The 17,316-nt window shown below is 52.9% G+C and carries 17 protein-coding genes; 14 read left to right on the top strand and 3 right to left on the bottom strand.

The window, feature by feature from the left end; genetic code table 11:
- The first annotated feature begins 11 nt into the window (after positions 1 to 11).
- Positions 12 to 812 carry a sugar/pyridoxal phosphate phosphatase YigL gene (yigL, locus tag HV037_RS23800; RefSeq protein WP_008787091.1) on the top strand — a complete coding sequence of 267 codons (801 nt, stop codon included), beginning with the start codon at positions 12 to 14 and terminating at the stop codon, positions 810 to 812.
- 80 nt (positions 813 to 892) lie between these two features.
- On the top strand, positions 893 to 1,792 hold the full coding sequence (locus tag HV037_RS23795) for a carboxylate/amino acid/amine transporter (protein ID WP_019078426.1): 900 nt from the start codon (positions 893 to 895) through the stop codon (positions 1,790 to 1,792).
- Here HV037_RS23795 and metR read toward each other — a convergent pair.
- The gene (metR, locus tag HV037_RS23790) at positions 1,680 to 2,633 is read right to left on the bottom strand and encodes an HTH-type transcriptional regulator MetR (protein ID WP_003017908.1); all 954 of its coding nucleotides are present in this window, start codon (positions 2,631 to 2,633) and stop codon (positions 1,680 to 1,682) included. The genes HV037_RS23795 and metR overlap by 113 nt on opposite strands.
- Before the next feature lie 234 nt (positions 2,634 to 2,867).
- Between metR and metE the strand changes: the two genes are divergently transcribed.
- Positions 2,868 to 5,129 (top strand): 5-methyltetrahydropteroyltriglutamate--homocysteine S-methyltransferase, encoded by a 2,262-nt coding sequence (gene metE, locus HV037_RS23785; RefSeq protein ID WP_103284401.1) that lies wholly within the window; start codon positions 2,868 to 2,870, stop codon positions 5,127 to 5,129.
- 102 nt (positions 5,130 to 5,231) lie between these two features.
- Here metE and HV037_RS23780 read toward each other — a convergent pair whose 3' ends face one another.
- Complete coding sequence (locus HV037_RS23780) at positions 5,232 to 6,038, bottom strand: dienelactone hydrolase family protein (RefSeq protein WP_016155137.1); 807 nt, start codon at positions 6,036 to 6,038, stop codon at positions 5,232 to 5,234.
- 265 nt (positions 6,039 to 6,303) lie between these two features.
- On the opposite strand from HV037_RS23780, the gene udp reads away from it, so the two are divergent.
- The 9 genes from udp to tatD all read left to right on the top strand — a co-directional run bounded on the left by udp (position 6,304) and on the right by tatD (position 14,245).
- Entirely contained in the window at positions 6,304 to 7,065 is a 762-nt protein-coding gene (gene udp, locus HV037_RS23775) for a uridine phosphorylase (protein WP_006686084.1), read from the top strand.
- Positions 7,066 to 7,205: 140 nt separating this feature from the next.
- Positions 7,206 to 8,636, top strand: a complete 1,431-nt coding sequence (gene rmuC / locus HV037_RS23770; protein ID WP_019078423.1) for a DNA recombination protein RmuC — start codon at positions 7,206 to 7,208, stop codon at positions 8,634 to 8,636.
- Positions 8,637 to 8,730: 94 nt separating this feature from the next.
- Entirely contained in the window at positions 8,731 to 9,486 is a 756-nt protein-coding gene (gene ubiE / locus HV037_RS23765) for a bifunctional demethylmenaquinone methyltransferase/2-methoxy-6-polyprenyl-1,4-benzoquinol methylase UbiE (RefSeq protein WP_003017897.1), read from the top strand.
- Between the two features lie 13 nt (positions 9,487 to 9,499).
- The gene (gene ubiJ / locus HV037_RS23760; RefSeq protein ID WP_049042348.1) at positions 9,500 to 10,105 is read left to right on the top strand and encodes a ubiquinone biosynthesis protein UbiJ; all 606 of its coding nucleotides are present in this window, start codon (positions 9,500 to 9,502) and stop codon (positions 10,103 to 10,105) included.
- Complete coding sequence (gene ubiB, locus HV037_RS23755) at positions 10,102 to 11,742, top strand: ubiquinone biosynthesis regulatory protein kinase UbiB (protein WP_016155140.1); 1,641 nt, start codon at positions 10,102 to 10,104, stop codon at positions 11,740 to 11,742. The genes ubiJ and ubiB overlap by 4 nt, the downstream gene beginning before the upstream one ends.
- Before the next feature lie 78 nt (positions 11,743 to 11,820).
- Complete coding sequence (tatA, locus tag HV037_RS23750) at positions 11,821 to 12,075, top strand: Sec-independent protein translocase subunit TatA (RefSeq protein ID WP_003017888.1); 255 nt, start codon at positions 11,821 to 11,823, stop codon at positions 12,073 to 12,075.
- A 3-nt stretch (positions 12,076 to 12,078) separates the two neighbouring features.
- Positions 12,079 to 12,627, top strand: a complete 549-nt coding sequence (tatB, locus tag HV037_RS23745) for a Sec-independent protein translocase protein TatB (protein ID WP_016155141.1) — start codon at positions 12,079 to 12,081, stop codon at positions 12,625 to 12,627.
- Positions 12,628 to 12,629: 2 nt separating this feature from the next.
- A complete protein-coding gene (gene tatC / locus HV037_RS23740; protein ID WP_016155142.1) occupies positions 12,630 to 13,421 on the top strand; it encodes a Sec-independent protein translocase subunit TatC in 792 nt (263 codons plus the stop codon).
- Positions 13,422 to 13,462: 41 nt separating this feature from the next.
- Complete coding sequence (gene tatD, locus HV037_RS23735; RefSeq protein ID WP_047416487.1) at positions 13,463 to 14,245, top strand: 3'-5' ssDNA/RNA exonuclease TatD; 783 nt, start codon at positions 13,463 to 13,465, stop codon at positions 14,243 to 14,245.
- Positions 14,246 to 14,250: 5 nt separating this feature from the next.
- Here tatD and rfaH read toward each other — a convergent pair whose 3' ends face one another.
- Positions 14,251 to 14,739 carry a transcription/translation regulatory transformer protein RfaH gene (gene rfaH / locus HV037_RS23730; protein WP_043019003.1) on the bottom strand — a complete coding sequence of 163 codons (489 nt, stop codon included), beginning with the start codon at positions 14,737 to 14,739 and terminating at the stop codon, positions 14,251 to 14,253.
- A gap of 204 nt (positions 14,740 to 14,943) precedes the next feature.
- Here rfaH and ubiD point away from each other — a divergent pair, with 204 nt between their 5' ends.
- Together ubiD and fre are read left to right on the top strand one after the other, a co-directional pair.
- Complete coding sequence (ubiD, locus tag HV037_RS23725; protein WP_016155145.1) at positions 14,944 to 16,437, top strand: 4-hydroxy-3-polyprenylbenzoate decarboxylase; 1,494 nt, start codon at positions 14,944 to 14,946, stop codon at positions 16,435 to 16,437.
- A 40-nt stretch (positions 16,438 to 16,477) separates the two neighbouring features.
- Positions 16,478 to 17,179 carry an NAD(P)H-flavin reductase gene (gene fre, locus HV037_RS23720; protein ID WP_003828903.1) on the top strand — a complete coding sequence of 234 codons (702 nt, stop codon included), beginning with the start codon at positions 16,478 to 16,480 and terminating at the stop codon, positions 17,177 to 17,179.
- Positions 17,180 to 17,316: the final 137 nt, after the last annotated feature.

Below are 17,316 nucleotides of genomic sequence, written 5' to 3'. Positions count from 1 at the left end.
TGAATTTTCTTATGTATCAGGTTGTTGCGTCTGATTTAGACGGTACGCTGCTTTCTCCCGACCATACTCTGTCCCCTTATGCCAAAGAGACGCTGAAGTTATTGACCGCTCGTGGCGTTAACTTTGTGTTTGCGACTGGCCGTCATCATGTTGATGTGGGGCAAATTCGCGATAACCTCGGCATTAAAACCTACATGATCACGTCCAACGGCGCGCGTGTGCATGATTCTGACGGGAATCTGGTGTTTTCCCATAACCTGGATCGCGACATTGCCAGCGACCTGTTTGGCGTAGTGAATGCAAACCCGGACATCGTGACCAACGTTTATCGTGATGATGAGTGGTTTATGAACCGCCATCGCCCGGACGAAATGCGCTTCTTCAAAGAAGCAGTGTTTAACTATTCACTGTTTGAACCTGCGCTACTGGAGCCGGAAGGCGTGAGTAAGGTGTTTTTCACCACCGATTCTCACGAAAGGCTGCTGCCGCTGGAGCAGGCGATTAACGCCCGCTGGGGCGACCGCGTCAACGTCAGTTTCTCTACGCTTACCTGCCTGGAAGTCATGGCTGGCGGCGTATCGAAAGGTCATGCGCTTGAAGCGGTAGCGAAAGCGATGGGCTACAGCCTGAAAGATTGCATCGCTTTTGGCGACGGGATGAACGATGCGGAAATGCTCTCCATGGCGGGTAAAGGCTGCATTATGGGCAATGCTCACCAGCGCCTGAAGGATCTGCATCCGGAACTGGAAGTCATTGGTCTCAATGCCGACGATGCCGTGCCGCATTATCTGCGTGAGCTGTTTTTGCAGTAATGTTTTTGTTCGTTAGTTGACCAGATGTCAACTTAAAACTTCGCTACAATGGGCGTACCTTTTGTTAAGAGACATCCATTGTGGCGTTACTCATCATTACCACAATTCTGTGGGCCTTTTCCTTTAGCCTGTTTGGCGAGTACCTTGCCGGTCATGTCGATAGCTATTTTGCGGTGCTGGTGCGCGTTGGGCTGGCGGCGCTGGTGTTCCTGCCGTTTTTACGTACCCGTGGACATAGCGTAAAAACCATCGCGCTGTATATGCTGGTGGGCGCCATGCAGCTTGGCATTATGTATATGCTGAGTTTTCACGCCTATCTGTACCTGACGGTTTCAGAACTGCTGCTCTTTACCGTGCTGACGCCGCTCTACATTACGCTGATTTATGACCTGATGAGCGGACGTTGTCTGCGCTGGAGCTACGCCTTCAGTGCGTTGCTGGCGGTGATTGGTGCGGGGATCATTCGTTACGATCAGGTGACCAGCCACTTCTGGACCGGCCTGCTGCTGGTGCAGTTGTCCAATATCAGCTTTGCTATTGGCATGGTGGGCTACAAGCGTCTGATGGAAACGCGGCCAATGCCGCAGCACAACGCCTTTGCCTGGTTTTACATGGGGGCCTTTATGGTGGCGGTCGTGGCCTGGTTCATGCTGGGGAATGCGCAGAAAATGCCTGCAACCACGCTACAGTGGGGAATTCTGGTCTTTCTTGGCGTGGCAGCGTCCGGCATTGGTTACTTTATGTGGAACTACGGCGCGACCCAGGTGGATGCGGGGACGCTGGGCATCATGAACAATATGCATGTGCCGGCCGGGCTGCTGGTTAACCTGGCTATCTGGCATCAACAGCCTCACTGGCCAAGCTTCATCATTGGTGCGGCTGTGATAGTGGCTTCACTGTGGGTACATCGAAAGTGGGTCGTTCCGCACTCCGTACAAACGGCAGGTGATCGCAGGCGTGATTCCGCGCTGAGCGAATAAACGCTTCCGTGACTGGCTGTCGCTGCTCGCCATCGCGCACGGCGGCGTACAGCCGACTCCACAATCCATCACCCAGGGTTTTGGTCACCACCAGGCCCTGGCGTTCAAAACTCTCCACCACCCAGTGCGGTAAAGCTGCAATACCCATTCTGGCTGCAACCATCTGAATCAGCAGCAGGGTGTTATCCACGCTCTTCAGCGACGGACTAACGCCCGCAGGCTGCAAGAAATGCCGCCAGACATCCAGTCGACTCCGTTGCACCGGGTAAATAAGCAGCGTCTCACTGGCTAAATCCTCCGGCGTGATCTGCGTCTTGCTGGCCAGCGGATGGTCCGGCGCCAGTACCAGGCGGACTTCAAAATCGAACATCGGCGAGTAGTGCAGTCCGCTACGCGGCAGAATGTCGGATGTCAGCACCAGATCCAGCTCATCCTGCTGTAGCGCTGGTTGCGGATCGAACGTCACGCCGGATTTAAAGTCCATCTCCACCTGCGGCCAGTTGGCACGAAAATTCTCCAGCGCGGGCGTCAGCCATTGAATACAGCTATGGCATTCAATAGCGATCCGCAGCCGGGTTTGCTGCGGTTCGTTGCAGGCCTGCAGCGCACGACCAATTTGCGGCAACACCTGATTTGCTAACTGCAGCAAAATTTCGCCTTGCGGCGTAAAGCGCAGAGGCTGGCTTTTACGGATAAAAAGTCGAAAGCCAAGGCGCTGTTCCAGATCGCTGAACTGGTGAGAGAGGGCGGATTGGGTCTGATGCAACGTCGCCGCTGCGGCCGCCAGCGAACCACTATTCCGCAACGCCTGGAGCGTTTTCAGGTGTTTAATCTCGATCATGAAAGTCCTTCACTTCGGCATGAACAAATTGCGCTTGAGGAATATACAGTAACTGTCAATTATGGATGTGTAAACATCTGGATGGCTAAAATCCTTCGTCTTTTAAATTTATGGTGCGTTGGCTGTGTTTTTCCACCCCGGTCACTTACTTCAGTAAGCTCCTGGGATGAATAAACTTGCCACCCTCCCTAAATTAAAAATCAATAGGATTTACATATAATTAGAGGAAGAAAAATGACAATACTTAATCACACCCTCGGTTTCCCTCGCGTTGGCCTGCGTCGCGAGCTGAAAAAAGCGCAAGAAAGCTACTGGGCGGGAAATTCTTCCTGTGAAGATTTGCTAACCGTTGGCCGCGAGCTGCGTGCCCGTCACTGGGATCAGCAGAAGCAGGCGGGCGTTGACCTGCTGCCGGTGGGCGATTTTGCCTGGTACGATCACGTGCTGACCACCAGCCTGCTGCTCGGCAACGTTCCGGCTCGTCATCAAAATAAAGACGGCTCGGTCGATATCGATACCTTATTCCGCATTGGCCGTGGCCGCGCACCAACCGGGGAGCCCGCGGCGGCGGCAGAAATGACCAAATGGTTTAACACCAACTATCACTACATGGTGCCAGAGTTTACCAAAGGTCAGCAGTTCAAACTGACCTGGACCCAACTGTTAGATGAAGTGGATGAAGCGTTGGCGCTCGGTCACAAGGTGAAACCTGTGCTGCTGGGACCGGTAACTTACCTGTGGCTGGGGAAAGTGAAGGGCGAACAGTTTGACCGCCTGAGCCTGTTGAACGATATTCTGCCGGTTTACCAGCAGGTGCTGGCTGAGCTGGCGAAACGCGGTATTGAGTGGGTGCAGATTGATGAACCGGCTCTGGTGCTGGAGCTGCCTCAGGTTTGGCTGAACGCCTTCAAACCGGCGTATGACGCGCTGACGGGTCAGGTAAAGCTGCTGCTGACCACCTACTTCGAAGGCGTAACGCCAAACCTGGATACCATTACCGCGCTGCCGGTGCAGGGACTGCACGTTGACTTCGTGCACGGTAAAGATGATGTGGCCGAGCTGCACAAGCGTCTGCCTGCCGACTGGTTGCTGTCAGCGGGGCTGGTGAACGGTCGCAACGTCTGGCGTGCCGATCTCAGCGAAAAATACGCGCAAATTAAAGATATCGTCGGGAAACGTGACCTGTGGGTAGCTTCTTCCTGCTCCTTGCTGCACAGCCCAATCGATCTCAGCGTGGAAACCCGCCTTGATGCAGAAGTGAAGAGCTGGTTTGCCTTCGCCCTACAAAAATGCGGCGAGCTGGCGCTGCTGCGTGATGCGTTGAACAGCGGTGATACGGCGGCAATTGTGGCGTGGAGCGCACCGATCCAGGCTCGTCGTCACTCTACCCGCGTACACAACGCCGCAGTGGAAAAACGTCTGGCGGCGATCACCGCCCAGGACAGCCAACGTGCCAACGCTTACCCGATTCGCGCCGAAGCGCAGCGTGCCCGCTTTAATCTGCCGGCATGGCCGACTACCACTATTGGTTCATTCCCGCAAACCACGGAAATTCGCGGCCTGCGTCTGGACTTCAAAAAGGGCAACCTGGATGCAAGTAACTACCGCACTGGTATCGCGGAACATATCAAACAGGCGATTGTTGAACAGGAACGTCTGGGGCTCGACGTGCTGGTGCACGGTGAAGCCGAACGTAACGACATGGTGGAATATTTTGGCGAGCACCTGGACGGTTTCGTCTTTACCCAGAACGGTTGGGTGCAGAGCTACGGCTCTCGCTGCGTGAAACCACCGGTGGTTATTGGCGATGTCAGCCGCCCGGAAGCGATCACCGTGGAGTGGGCGAAGTATGCCCAGTCGCTGACCGACAAACCGGTAAAAGGCATGTTGACCGGTCCGGTGACCATTCTCTGCTGGTCATTCCCGCGTGAAGACGTGACGCGTGAAACCATCGCTAAGCAGATTGCGCTGGCGCTGCGTGATGAGGTAGCGGATCTGGAAGCGGCGGGTATTGGCATCATCCAGATTGACGAACCGGCACTGCGCGAAGGTCTGCCACTGCGCCGCAGCGACTGGGCGGCGTATCTGGAGTGGGGCGTGGAAGCCTTCCGCATTAACGCGGCGGTGGCGAAGGATGAAACCCAGATCCACACCCACATGTGTTACTGCGAGTTCAACGACATTATGGACTCCATTGCGGCGCTGGACGCGGACGTGATCACCATTGAGACTTCACGCTCTGATATGGAGTTGCTGGAATCGTTTGAAGAGTTCGACTATCCGAACGAAATCGGGCCGGGCGTATACGATATTCACTCGCCGAACGTCCCGAGCGTGGAGTGGATTGAAGCCCTGCTGAAGAAAGCCGAGCAGCGTATTCCTGCCGAGCGTCTGTGGGTCAACCCGGACTGCGGCCTGAAAACGCGCGGTTGGCCGGAAACCCGCGCCGCGCTGGCGAACATGGTCAAAGCTGCGCAGAACCTGCGTCAGGCGTAATTCAGAGCCGGTGGCCGGGAAGCGCAAGCGCTTACCCGGCTTACAGGAAATAGCAAGAGTTGTAGGCCCGGTAAGGTGTAGTCGCCGCCGGGCAATTAACGTTTATTTCTTCCCGCCGTATTGTGTGAACCACTCCAGCATTCTCAGCCAGCCATCTTTTGCGGACTCTTCGTGATAGCTCGGACGATAATCGGCGTTAAACGCATGTCCGGCATCGGGATAGACCACGATTTCCGCTTTTGCATTGGCGGCGCGTAGCGCCTGACGCATTGTTTCAACGGTATCTTGCGGAATACTGGTGTCCTGGCCGCCATAAAGTCCCAGAACGGGGGCGTTAAGATCGGTCGCGATATCAACAGGATGTTTCGGTGAGTTGAGGGTTTTATCGCCCACCAGTTTGCCATACCACGCTACCGCCGCTTTTAACTGCGGATTATGAGCTGCATACAGCCAGGTGATGCGTCCACCCCAGCAAAATCCGGTGATCATCAACTGGTGGGCATCTCCTCCGTTACGAGAAGCCCAACTGGCGACGTGATCCAGATCGGCCAATACCTGAGAGTCAGGCACTTTGGCGACAAGGCTGCTGAGCAACGTGGGGATATCGGCAAAGTCATTGGGATCGCCTTCACGAAAATAGAGCTCTGGTGCGATAGCCAGATACCCTTCCAGAGCCAGACGGCGGCAAACGTCACGAATGTGTTCATGAATGCCAAAAATCTCCTGCACGACAATGACCACAGGCAGCGGGCCATCGGACTGTTTTGGTCGTGCGTGATACGCTGGCATATCATCGCCTTGTGAAGGTATGGACGTTACACCGGCGATAATGGCGTTATCCGGAGTGTGAACCGTGGTAGACGTCGGTGGAGATACAGCAGGTGCAAAGCCAGATTGTCGTGTTGTCATGGTATTCTCCGTACCCTTAAATATTCAGCCAAAAAGCGCATTGTTAACTATAGACACATGCAACGAACCACATTGCCTTAAACGGTCTATCTTTTGTGCAGGGCTTCCTTACATCGCATCATTTATGTGATTCAAGTCACTATTTTATGGTAATGGAATGCAATTGATTTACATCATAGTGATGACTGTCACGAAAATATGTTCATGCCTTCGGTAAAGTGTGTTTTTGCTTCTTCTGACAAAACCGATTCACAGAGGAGTTTTTATGTCTAAGTCTGATGTTTTTCATCTCGGCCTCACTAAGAACGATTTACAAGGGGCTCAGCTCGCTATCGTCCCTGGCGACCCGGAGCGTGTGGAAAAGATCGCCGCGCTGATGGATAAGCCGGTTAAGCTGGCATCTCATCGCGAGTTCACTACCTGGCGTGCTGAGCTGGATGGTAAAGCCGTGATCGTTTGCTCTACCGGTATCGGCGGTCCGTCAACCTCTATTGCCGTAGAAGAACTGGCACAGCTGGGCATTCGTACCTTCCTGCGTATCGGTACGACTGGCGCCATCCAGCCACATATCAACGTAGGTGATGTACTGGTCACCACAGCATCTGTCCGTCTGGACGGTGCAAGCCTGCACTTCGCGCCAATGGAATTCCCGGCCGTCGCGGACTTCGAGTGCACCACCGCGCTGGTGGAAGCGGCGAAATCTATCGGCGCCACCACCCACGTAGGCGTTACCGCGTCTTCTGATACCTTCTATCCGGGCCAGGAGCGTTATGACACCTTCTCTGGTCGCGTAGTGAGCCGTTTCAAAGGCTCAATGGAAGAGTGGCAGTCTATGGGTGTCATGAACTACGAAATGGAATCTGCTACGCTGCTCACCATGTGCGCAAGCCAGGGTCTGCGTGCAGGTATGGTCGCGGGGGTTATCGTGAACCGTACTCAGCAAGAGATCCCTAATGCGGAAACGATGAAACAAACAGAAAGCCACGCGGTGAAAATCGTGGTGGAAGCTGCGCGTCGTTTACTGTAATTCTCCCGTCTATTCAAAAAGGCCGACGCGTTCGGCCTTTTTATTTTGCGTAGTGCCTCGCAGGAAATTCCTTTTAAACTGGACGTTTATACAGCACAATTCTATTTTGTGCGGGTAAGTCGTTGCTGTAAGGGGGCGTTGTGGATATTTCAATTATGATGAGTGCCGTGCTGGCGTTAGCCGCAGGGCTGCTGGTGGGGTGGCTAGCAACAAAAGCGCACGCCGATCGGATCCGTGCCGACCTCATCGAAGAACGACGCGAACTGGATATTGCGCTAAGCGCCGCCCGCCAGCAGCTCTCACAGGAAGCCCACTGGCGCGATGAGTGCGAACTACTCAATAACGAATTGCGCAGCCTGCACAGCATCAACACCTCTCTTGAAGCCGATCTTCGTGAAGTCACTACCCGACTGGAAGCGACGCAGCAGCATGCGGAAGATAAAATCCGCCAGATGATCAACAGCGAACAGCGTCTGAGCGAACAGTTTGAAAATCTGGCGAACCGTATTTTCGAGCACAGCAACCGTCGTGTAGACGAGCAAAATCGCCAAAGCCTGAACAGCCTGCTTACACCGCTTCGCGAACAACTGGACGGTTTTCGACGCCAGGTTCAGGATAGCTTTGGTAAAGAGGCGCAAGAACGCCATACTCTGGCGCACGAAATTCGTAATCTGCAGCAACTGAACGCGCAGATGGCGCAGGAAGCGGTAAACCTGACGCGGGCATTAAAAGGCGATAACAAAACGCAGGGCAACTGGGGCGAGGTCGTACTCACGCGGGTGCTTGAGGCTTCCGGTCTGCGCGAAGGCTATGAATACGAAACCCAGGTCAGCATTGAGAACGATGCCCGTTCGCGGATGCAGCCAGATGTCATCGTCCGGTTACCGCAGGGCAAAGATGTGGTGATCGACGCGAAAATGACGCTGGTCGCCTATGAACGCTATTTTAATGCTGAAGATGAATACACCCGCGAGAGCGCGTTGCAGGAGCACATCGCCTCGGTACGAAACCATATCCGTCTGCTGGGGCGCAAAGACTATCAGCAGCTTCCTGGGCTGCGCACACTTGACTATGTGCTGATGTTTATCCCCGTTGAGCCTGCTTTTTTACTGGCGCTCGATAGACAGCCTGAACTGATTACCGAAGCCCTTAAAAATAACATTATGCTGGTTAGCCCTACCACGTTGTTGGTGGCATTGCGCACGATTGCCAACTTGTGGCGCTACGAGCATCAGAGTCGTAATGCGCAACAGATTGCCGATCGGGCCAGCAAACTTTATGACAAGATGCGATTGTTTGTGGATGATATGTCGGCAATTGGCCAAAGCCTGGATAAAGCTCAGGATAACTACCGACAGGCGATGAAAAAACTCTCTTCAGGCCGTGGAAACGTCCTGTCGCAGGCAGAAGCGTTTCGCAGTTTAGGCGTGGAAATTAAGCGCGAGATTAATCCTGAACTGGCTGAACAAGCCACTACGCAGGATGAAGAGTACCGCTTGCGCTCGGTCCCTGAGACGCAGCAGGATGAACCTTACCCTGATGATGAAGCGGTAAACCAGCAATCAAACTAGTCCGTTTGGGGTAGTTGAACCGGGCAGAAGGGTAGGGCAAATTGGCCCAATCTGTTACACTTCTTGAACATTTTTTGGATGAGCAGGCACTGAGATGGTGGATAATTCACAAGAAACGACGCACTTTGGCTTTCAGACCGTCGCTAAAGAGCAGAAAGCTGACATGGTGGCCCACGTTTTTCATTCTGTGGCGTCTAAATATGACGTTATGAATGACTTAATGTCATTTGGCATTCATCGTTTGTGGAAGCGCTTCACCATTGACTGCAGTGGCGTGCGTCGCGGGCAAACCGTTCTCGATTTAGCGGGCGGTACGGGCGATCTGACGGCGAAATTCTCTCGCATGGTAGGCGAAACTGGCAAAGTTGTGCTGGCGGATATCAACGACTCAATGCTCAAAATGGGTCGCGAAAAGCTGCGTAATATCGGCGTTGTGGGTAACGTTGAGTACGTTCAGGCGAATGCGGAAGCATTACCTTTCCCAGACAACACGTTTGACTGCATCACCATCTCTTTCGGTCTGCGCAACGTAACGGATAAAGACAAAGCATTACGATCTATGTATCGCGTGTTGAAGCCGGGCGGACGTCTACTGGTGCTGGAGTTCTCCAAGCCGATTATCGAACCGCTGAGCAAAGCCTACGACGCATACTCTTTCCACGTTTTGCCGCGCATTGGTTCTATGGTGGCAAGCGATGCAGACAGTTATCGCTATTTGGCGGAGTCCATCCGCATGCATCCCGATCAGGACACCTTAAAAGCAATGATGCAAGATGCCGGGTTCGAAAGCGTTGATTACTACAACCTGACGGCAGGTGTCGTTGCGCTGCATCGTGGTTACAAGTTCTGACAGGAGATTGGGGATGCCTTTAAAACCCTTAGTGACCGCCGGCGTTGAAAATTTGCTTAACACCTTTCTGTATCGTTCTCCTGCGCTCAAGTCAGCCAGAACGCGTTTACAGGGCAAAGTGCTGCGTGTTGAGCTCAAAGGATTTTCAACACCGTTAGTGCTGGTGTTTAGTGAGCGCCAGGTCGATGTGCTGGGGGCATGGGAAGGCGAAGCCGATTGCACCGTAATCACACATGCCAGCGTGTTACCGAAATTACGCGACCGGCAGCAACTCACCACGCTTATCCGCAGTGGTGAACTGGAGGTTCAGGGCGATATCCAGGTGGTACAGAATTTTGTCGCGTTGGCCGATCTGGCGGAGTTTGATCCCGCAGAACTGTTAGCACCTTATACCGGCGATATCGTCGCGGAAGGGGTCAGCAAAGTTTTGCGTGGTGGAGCGAAGTTCCTGTGCCAAAACATTCAACGCCAGCAGCGCTATGTTGCCGAAGCGATCACCGAAGAGTGGCGTATGGCTCCTGGTCCGCTTGAGGTTGCATGGTTTGCAGAAGAAACGGCAGCCGTTGAGCGTGCGGTCGAATCTCTGGCCAAACGGCTGGAAAAACTGGAGGCCAAATGACGCCAGGTGAAGTACGGCGCCTTTATTTCATCATTCGCACTTTTTTAAGCTACGGTCTTGATGAACTCATCCCCAAAATGCGTATCACGCTGCCGCTCCGGTTGTGGCGTTACACGCTGTTCTGGATGCCCAACCGACATAAAGACAAACCGCTGGGAGAACGGCTGAGACTGGCTTTACAGGAGCTCGGCCCGGTGTGGATTAAGTTCGGGCAAATGCTCTCTACCCGCCGTGATCTTTTCCCGCCACACATCGCCGATCAGCTAGCGTTATTGCAGGATCGGGTAGCCCCATTCGATGGGCAAAGAGCGAAAGAACAAATCGAAGAGGCGATGGGTGGGCTGCCCGTCGAGGAATGGTTTGATGATTTTGAGATCACACCGCTGGCATCCGCGTCTATTGCTCAGGTTCACACCGCGCGACTGAAATCGAATGGGAAAGAGGTGGTGATCAAAGTTATCCGCCCGGACATACTGCCGGTAATTAAAGCGGATTTGAAACTGATCTACCGCCTTGCTCGCTGGGTACCTCGCCTGATGCCAGACGGCCGCCGCCTGCGACCGACAGAAGTGGTCCGTGAATATGAAAAAACGTTGATTGATGAGCTGAATCTGCTGCGCGAGTCGGCGAACGCGATTCAGCTGCGACGTAATTTTGAAGACAGCCCAATGCTGTACATCCCGGAAGTGTACTCTGACTATTGCAGTCAGAACATGATGGTGATGGAGCGCATTTACGGTATTCCCGTTTCAGATGTCACCTCGCTTGAGAAGAACGGCACCAATATGAAGCTGCTGGCTGAACGCGGTGTTCAGGTCTTCTTTACTCAGGTATTCCGCGACAGCTTTTTCCATGCGGATATGCACCCTGGGAACATTTTCGTGAGTTATGAGCATCCCGAAAACCCGAAATACATTGGTATTGATTGTGGGATTGTGGGTTCTTTAAACAAAGAAGATAAGCGTTATCTTGCTGAAAACTTCATCGCGTTTTTTAACCGCGACTACCGCAAAGTTGCTGAACTGCATGTGGATTCTGGCTGGGTTCCGCCGGATACTAACGTAGAAGAGTTTGAATTTGCCATTCGTACCGTGTGCGAGCCGATTTTCGAAAAACCGCTGGCGGAGATTTCCTTTGGTCATGTGCTGTTAAATCTGTTCAACACAGCGCGCCGATTCAATATGGAAGTTCAGCCTCAACTGGTATTGCTACAGAAGACGCTGCTGTACGTTGAAGGTGTCGGACGTCAGCTCTACCCGCAGTTAGATTTGTGGAAAACGGCCAAGCCTTTCCTCGAATCCTGGATCAAAGATCAGGTCGGTATTCCGGCGCTTGTTAGGGCATTTAAAGAAAAAGCACCGTTCTGGGTCGAAAAAATGCCAGAAATACCTGAACTGGTGTATGACAGTTTGCGCCAGGGCAAATATTTACAGCACAGTGTTGATAAGATTGCCCGCGAGCTTCACGCGAATCATGTACGTCAGGGACAATCCCGTTATTTATTGGGCATTGGTGCAACATTGTTGCTCAGTGGAACATTCCTGCTGGTAAGCCGTCCTGAGTGGGGGCTTATGCCGGGCTGGTTAATGGCCGGCGGCGTCTTAGCCTGGTTGATCGGCTGGCGCAAAATGCGCTGAATTTTTCATCGCCCTAGGCAGGTCGTGTAACGTATACTACGGCCTTATTAATTCATCATCTATGACAGAGGAACATGTATGGGTGGTATCAGTATTTGGCAGTTGTTGATCATTGCCGTCATCGTTGTACTGCTATTTGGCACCAAGAAACTCGGCTCCATCGGTTCCGATCTTGGCGCGTCGATTAAAGGCTTCAAAAAAGCAATGGGTGATGATGAGCCAAAGCAAGATAAAACCAGCCAGGACGCTGATTTTACTGCTAAATCCATTACCGATAAGCAGGGCGAAGTGAAAAAAGAAGACGCCAAAAGCCAAGATAAAGAGCAGGTATAATCCGTGTTTGATATCGGTTTTAGCGAACTGTTATTGGTGTTCGTGATCGGCCTCATCGTCCTGGGGCCGCAACGTTTACCTGTAGCGGTAAAAACGGTTGCTGGTTGGGTTCGTGCTTTGCGTTCCCTGGCAACTACTGTTCAGAATGAACTGACCCAGGAGCTTAAGCTTCAGGAGTTTCAGGACAGCCTGAAGAAAGTAGAGAAAGCGAGCCTGACAAATCTGACCCCGGAGTTGAAAGCCTCAATGGATGAGCTGCGTGAAGCGGCAGAGTCGATGAAGCGTTCTTACAGTGTGCACGATCCTGAGAAAGAGAGCGATGAAGCGCACACTATCCATAATCCGGTGGTGAAAGAAGCTGAAGCGCAGCGAGAAGGGGTCACCCCTGCTGCCGCTGAAAACCAGGCCAGTTCGCCGGAGCAAAAACCGGAATCCACGGGTGCTAAAACGCCAGAGCCAACGGAAAACACTTCCGCTACGTTAATGGATGCAGAAAAGAAAGCTGTCGCACCTGTTGCCGAATCCTCCCCCTCGTCGAGTGATAAACCGTAAACATGGCTGTAGAAGATACCCAACCGCTCATCACGCATCTTATTGAGCTGCGTAAGCGACTCCTGAACTGCATCATTGCGGTAATCGTGATCTTTCTGGCGTTGGTTTACTTTGCCAACGACATTTACCATATGGTCGCGGCGCCGTTGATTAAACAGATGCCGCAGGGTGCAACGATGATCGCCACCGATGTGGCTTCGCCGTTCTTTACCCCAATCAAGTTGACCTTCATGGTATCGCTGATCCTGTCAGCGCCAGTGATCCTCTACCAGGTGTGGGCATTTATTGCGCCGGCGTTGTATAAACATGAACGCCGTCTGGTTGTTCCGCTGCTGGTCTCCAGTTCGTTGTTGTTCTACATCGGCATGGCATTCGCCTATTTTGTTGTCTTCCCGTTAGCGTTTGGTTTTCTGGCCAACACGGCTCCGCAAGGCGTGCAGGTATCAACGGACATTGCCAGCTATCTCAGCTTTGTAATGGCGCTATTTATGGCTTTCGGTGTCTCTTTTGAGGTGCCTGTCGCCATCGTGCTGCTATGCTGGATGGGCATTACGACGCCAGATGATTTACGCAAAAAGCGTCCTTATGTTGTGGTGGGTGCCTTTGTCGTCGGGATGCTATTGACTCCGCCAGATGTCTTCTCGCAAACGTTGTTGGCGATACCGATGTACTGCCTGTTCGAGGTGGGTGTTTTCTTCTCTCGTTTCTATGTCGGTAAGCGACGTACGCGGGATGAGGACAACGAGGCTGAAGAAGCAAAAGAAGCTGAAGCCACCGAGAAAACTGAAGAATAAATTCAACCGCCCGTCAGGGCGGTTGTCATATGGGAGGAAGCATGTTTGATATTGGCGTTAATTTAACCAGTTCACAATTTGCGAAAGACCGGGATGAGGTCGTGGCGCGCGCCTTTGCTGCGGGCGTAAACGGTATGCTTCTGACCGGAACAAACCTTCACGAAAGCCAGCAGGCGTTAAAGCTGGCGCAGCATTATCCGCATTGCTGGTCCACGGCTGGCGTGCATCCGCATGACAGCAGCCAATGGCAATCCTCTACGGAAGACGAGATCATCGCGCTGGCAAACCAATCGAAGGTAGTCGCTATTGGTGAGTGCGGCCTGGATTTCAATCGCAATTTCTCCACGCCGCAGGAGCAGGAACGTGCTTTTGAAGCGCAACTGCGCATTGCTGCTGAACTGCAGATGCCGATTTTCATGCATTGTCGGGATGCGCATGAGCGTTTTCTGACGTTGCTGGAGCCGTGGCTCGACAGCCTCCCAGGCGCGGTGCTGCACTGTTTCACCGGTTCGCGCCAGGAGATGCAGGACTGTGTGGACCGAGGGCTTTATATCGGTATCACCGGGTGGGTCTGTGATGAACGCCGGGGGATGGAACTGCGGGAGCTGCTGCCGTTTATTCCGGTGGAAAGACTGCTGATAGAAACCGATGCACCTTATCTACTCCCTCGCGACTTAACGCCTAAACCGACGTCACGTCGCAATGAACCGGCGCACCTGCCGCATATTCTTGAGCGAATTGCTCACTGGCGTGGGGAAGATCCTCAATGGCTGTCAGCAACCATTGATGCCAACGTCAGAACGCTGTTCGAAGTGACCTTCTAAACGGCTTATATCTTTCGAAAACCGGTATTTTTCACGCTCTGCTTAATCTCTTTATTCAAGAGGTTAAGCAGCAGCATGGAACGCGCTTCGCCATCCGGTTCGGTGAAGATCGCTTTCAGTCCCTCAAACGCCCCTTCAGTAATAATCACGCTGTCCCCTGGCTGAGGGGTTTGCGGGTCAACAATACCTTCAGGCTTGTAGATAGAAAGCTGGTGAATAACGGGGGATGGGACGGTCGCAGGCGTCGCTCCAAAACGAACGAAATGGCTGACACCACGCGTGGCGTTTATCGTGGTGGTGTGGATCACTTCCGGGTCGAACTCGACAAACATGTAATTAGGGAATAGCGGTTCACTGACTGTGGTACGTTTACCGCGCACTATTTTTTCCAGGGTGATCATAGGCGTCAGGCAGTTCACCGCCTGTCTTTCCAGGTGTTCCTGGGCTCGCTGAAGTTGCCCACGTTTGCAGTACAGTAAATACCAGGATTGCATAATAACTCTTATTCGCTTGTTCTGAGCGCTAGCATAGCAAAAGCCATGAGTTAAGTTAATTATACCCGCCTCAAAGCAGGCTGAAACCCAACGGGTATATACTCCCAGGGCTTATATGTATCGCCAGAGTTCACGCTAATTTAACAAAAATACAGCATCACAATGATGAACGCCGTATAATGAAGCGCTTACGAAGAGGCCACAATGGACGCCATGAAATATCACGATTTACGCGACTTCCTGACGCTGCTTGAACAGCAGGGCGAGCTCAAACGCATTTCGCTTGAGGTGGATCCCCACCTGGAAATTACTGAAATTGCCGATCGCACCCTGCGTGCTGGTGGGCCTGCGTTACTGTTTGAGAATCCTAAAGGCTATTCAATGCCGGTGCTGTGTAACCTGTTTGGCACACCGAAGCGTGTTGCGATGGGGATGGGGCAGGAAGATGTCTCGGCACTACGGGAAGTCGGTAAACTGTTGGCGTTTTTGAAAGAGCCGGAGCCACCGAAAGGATTCCGCGATCTGTTTGATAAGCTGCCGCAGTTTAAGCAGGTGCTGAACATGCCGACTAAGCGGTTGCGCGGTGCGCCTTGTCAGCAAAAAATCTACTCCGGTGATGACGTCGATTTAAACCGTATTCCGATTATGACCTGTTGGCCGGAAGATGCCGCACCGCTGATTACCTGGGGGCTAACCGTAACGCGTGGTCCGCATAAAGAGCGGCAGAATCTGGGTATTTATCGCCAGCAGCTGATTGGCAAAAACAAGCTCATTATGCGCTGGCTGTCCCACCGCGGCGGCGCACTCGATTACCAGGAGTGGTGTGCGGCGCATCCTGGCGAACGCTTCCCGGTTTCGGTGGCGTTGGGGGCAGATCCTGCGACCATTCTGGGGGCCGTGACGCCCGTCCCTGATACATTATCCGAGTACGCATTTGCCGGGCTGTTACGTGGCACCAAGACCGAAGTGGTCAAATGTATTTCCAACGATCTGGAAGTGCCCGCCAGTGCTGAAATCGTGCTGGAAGGGTATATCGAACCGGGTGAGCTGGCCCCGGAAGGGCCGTATGGCGATCATACCGGCTACTACAACGAAGTAGATAGCTTTCCGGTCTTTACCGTCACGCACATTACCCAGCGTGAAGAGGCGATTTATCACTCTACTTATACCGGACGTCCGCCTGATGAGCCCGCGGTGCTTGGTGTGGCGCTGAACGAAGTTTTCGTTCCTATTCTGCAAAAGCAGTTCCCGGAAATCGTCGATTTTTACCTGCCTCCGGAAGGCTGTTCATATCGTCTGGCCGTGGTGACGATGAAAAAACAGTACGCTGGTCATGCCAAACGCGTCATGATGGGTGTTTGGTCGTTTTTACGCCAGTTTATGTACACCAAATTTGTTATTGTCTGCGATGATGATGTCAATGCACGCGACTGGAATGATGTGATTTGGGCAATTACTACCCGTATGGACCCGGCTCGGGATACGGTACTGGTAGAGAATACGCCAATTGATTACCTGGACTTTGCCTCGCCGGTTTCCGGCCTGGGTTCAAAAATGGGGCTGGATGCCACAAATAAATGGCCGGGCGAAACCCAACGCGAATGGGGACGCCCGATTAAAAAAGATCCTGAAGTAACTGCGCGTATTGACGCAATTTGGGATGAACTGGCCATCTTTAATGACGGCAAAAGCGCCTGAGGCGCGATCGTTTTGCCTATTGATCCGACAGAGAGAGCGCATGACAACCTTAAGCTGTAAAGTGACCTCGGTAGAAGCTATCACTGATACCGTATATCGCGTTCGTTTAGTGCCAGACGCGGCGTTTTCCTTTCGTGCTGGCCAGTATTTAATGGTCGTGATGGACGAAAGGGATAAGCGTCCGTTCTCCATGGCATCCACGCCGGACGAGCAAGGATTCATTGAGCTGCACGTTGGCGCCTCTGAGCTAAATCTTTATGCCATGGCTGTGATGGACCGCATTCTGAAAGACCGGGAAATCAAGGTCGACATTCCGCATGGCGAAGCCTGGCTGCGTGATGAAGACGAGCGCCCGCTGATCCTGATTGCCGGTGGTACAGGGTTCTCTTACGTGCGTTCCATTCTGCTTACTGCGCTGGCACGTAATCCAAACCGCGATATCACCATTTACTGGGGTGGGCGTGAAGAGAAGCATCTCTATGATCTCTCCGAACTGGAAGCGTTGTCTGTTAATCACCCGAATCTGCGCGTTGAGCCAGTGGTGGAACAGCCAGAAGACGGCTGGCGTGGTCGTACGGGAACCGTGTTAACGGCGGTATTGCAGGATTACGGTACCCTGGCTGAGCACGATATCTACATTGCCGGTCGTTTTGAAATGGCCAAAATCGCGCGCGATCTGTTCTGTAATGAACGCAGTGCGCGTGAAGATCGCCTGTTTGGCGACGCTTTCGCGTTCATTTAAGCGCTGTGCGCCGGAGCCCTTCCGGCGCATCCATCAATCATCTGTCTTCCAACTAGCAGGGCGCAGGCCCGGCGTCATTGCCTCTCTTTCTCATCATAATTATTTTTTAGTAAACATAATATGTCCGTCAATAAAAC

Source organism: Citrobacter sp. RHBSTW-00017, from assembly GCF_013797615.1.
Classification (GTDB): domain Bacteria; phylum Pseudomonadota; class Gammaproteobacteria; order Enterobacterales; family Enterobacteriaceae; genus Citrobacter; species Citrobacter braakii.
This window is presented reverse-complemented; position numbering and strand designations above follow the sequence as displayed.

Bases quoted from the DNA above. Each gene is read 5' to 3' on its own strand.
- yigL (WP_008787091.1), top strand. From the start codon at position 12: ATGTATCAGGTTGTTGCGTCTGATTTAGACGGTACGCTGCTTTCTCCC.
- metR (WP_003017908.1), bottom strand. From the start codon at position 2,633: ATGATCGAGATTAAACACCTGAAAACGCTCCAGGCGTTGCGGAATAGT.
- metE (WP_103284401.1), top strand. From the start codon at position 2,868: ATGACAATACTTAATCACACCCTCGGTTTCCCTCGCGTTGGCCTGCGT.
- HV037_RS23780 (WP_016155137.1), bottom strand. From the start codon at position 6,038: ATGACAACACGACAATCTGGCTTTGCACCTGCTGTATCTCCACCGACG.
- udp (WP_006686084.1), top strand. From the start codon at position 6,304: ATGTCTAAGTCTGATGTTTTTCATCTCGGCCTCACTAAGAACGATTTA.
- ubiE (WP_003017897.1), top strand. From the start codon at position 8,731: ATGGTGGATAATTCACAAGAAACGACGCACTTTGGCTTTCAGACCGTC.
- ubiJ (WP_049042348.1), top strand. From the start codon at position 9,500: ATGCCTTTAAAACCCTTAGTGACCGCCGGCGTTGAAAATTTGCTTAAC.
- ubiB (WP_016155140.1), top strand. From the start codon at position 10,102: ATGACGCCAGGTGAAGTACGGCGCCTTTATTTCATCATTCGCACTTTT.
- tatA (WP_003017888.1), top strand. From the start codon at position 11,821: ATGGGTGGTATCAGTATTTGGCAGTTGTTGATCATTGCCGTCATCGTT.
- tatC (WP_016155142.1), top strand. From the start codon at position 12,630: ATGGCTGTAGAAGATACCCAACCGCTCATCACGCATCTTATTGAGCTG.
- tatD (WP_047416487.1), top strand. From the start codon at position 13,463: ATGTTTGATATTGGCGTTAATTTAACCAGTTCACAATTTGCGAAAGAC.
- rfaH (WP_043019003.1), bottom strand. From the start codon at position 14,739: ATGCAATCCTGGTATTTACTGTACTGCAAACGTGGGCAACTTCAGCGA.
- ubiD (WP_016155145.1), top strand. From the start codon at position 14,944: ATGGACGCCATGAAATATCACGATTTACGCGACTTCCTGACGCTGCTT.
- fre (WP_003828903.1), top strand. From the start codon at position 16,478: ATGACAACCTTAAGCTGTAAAGTGACCTCGGTAGAAGCTATCACTGAT.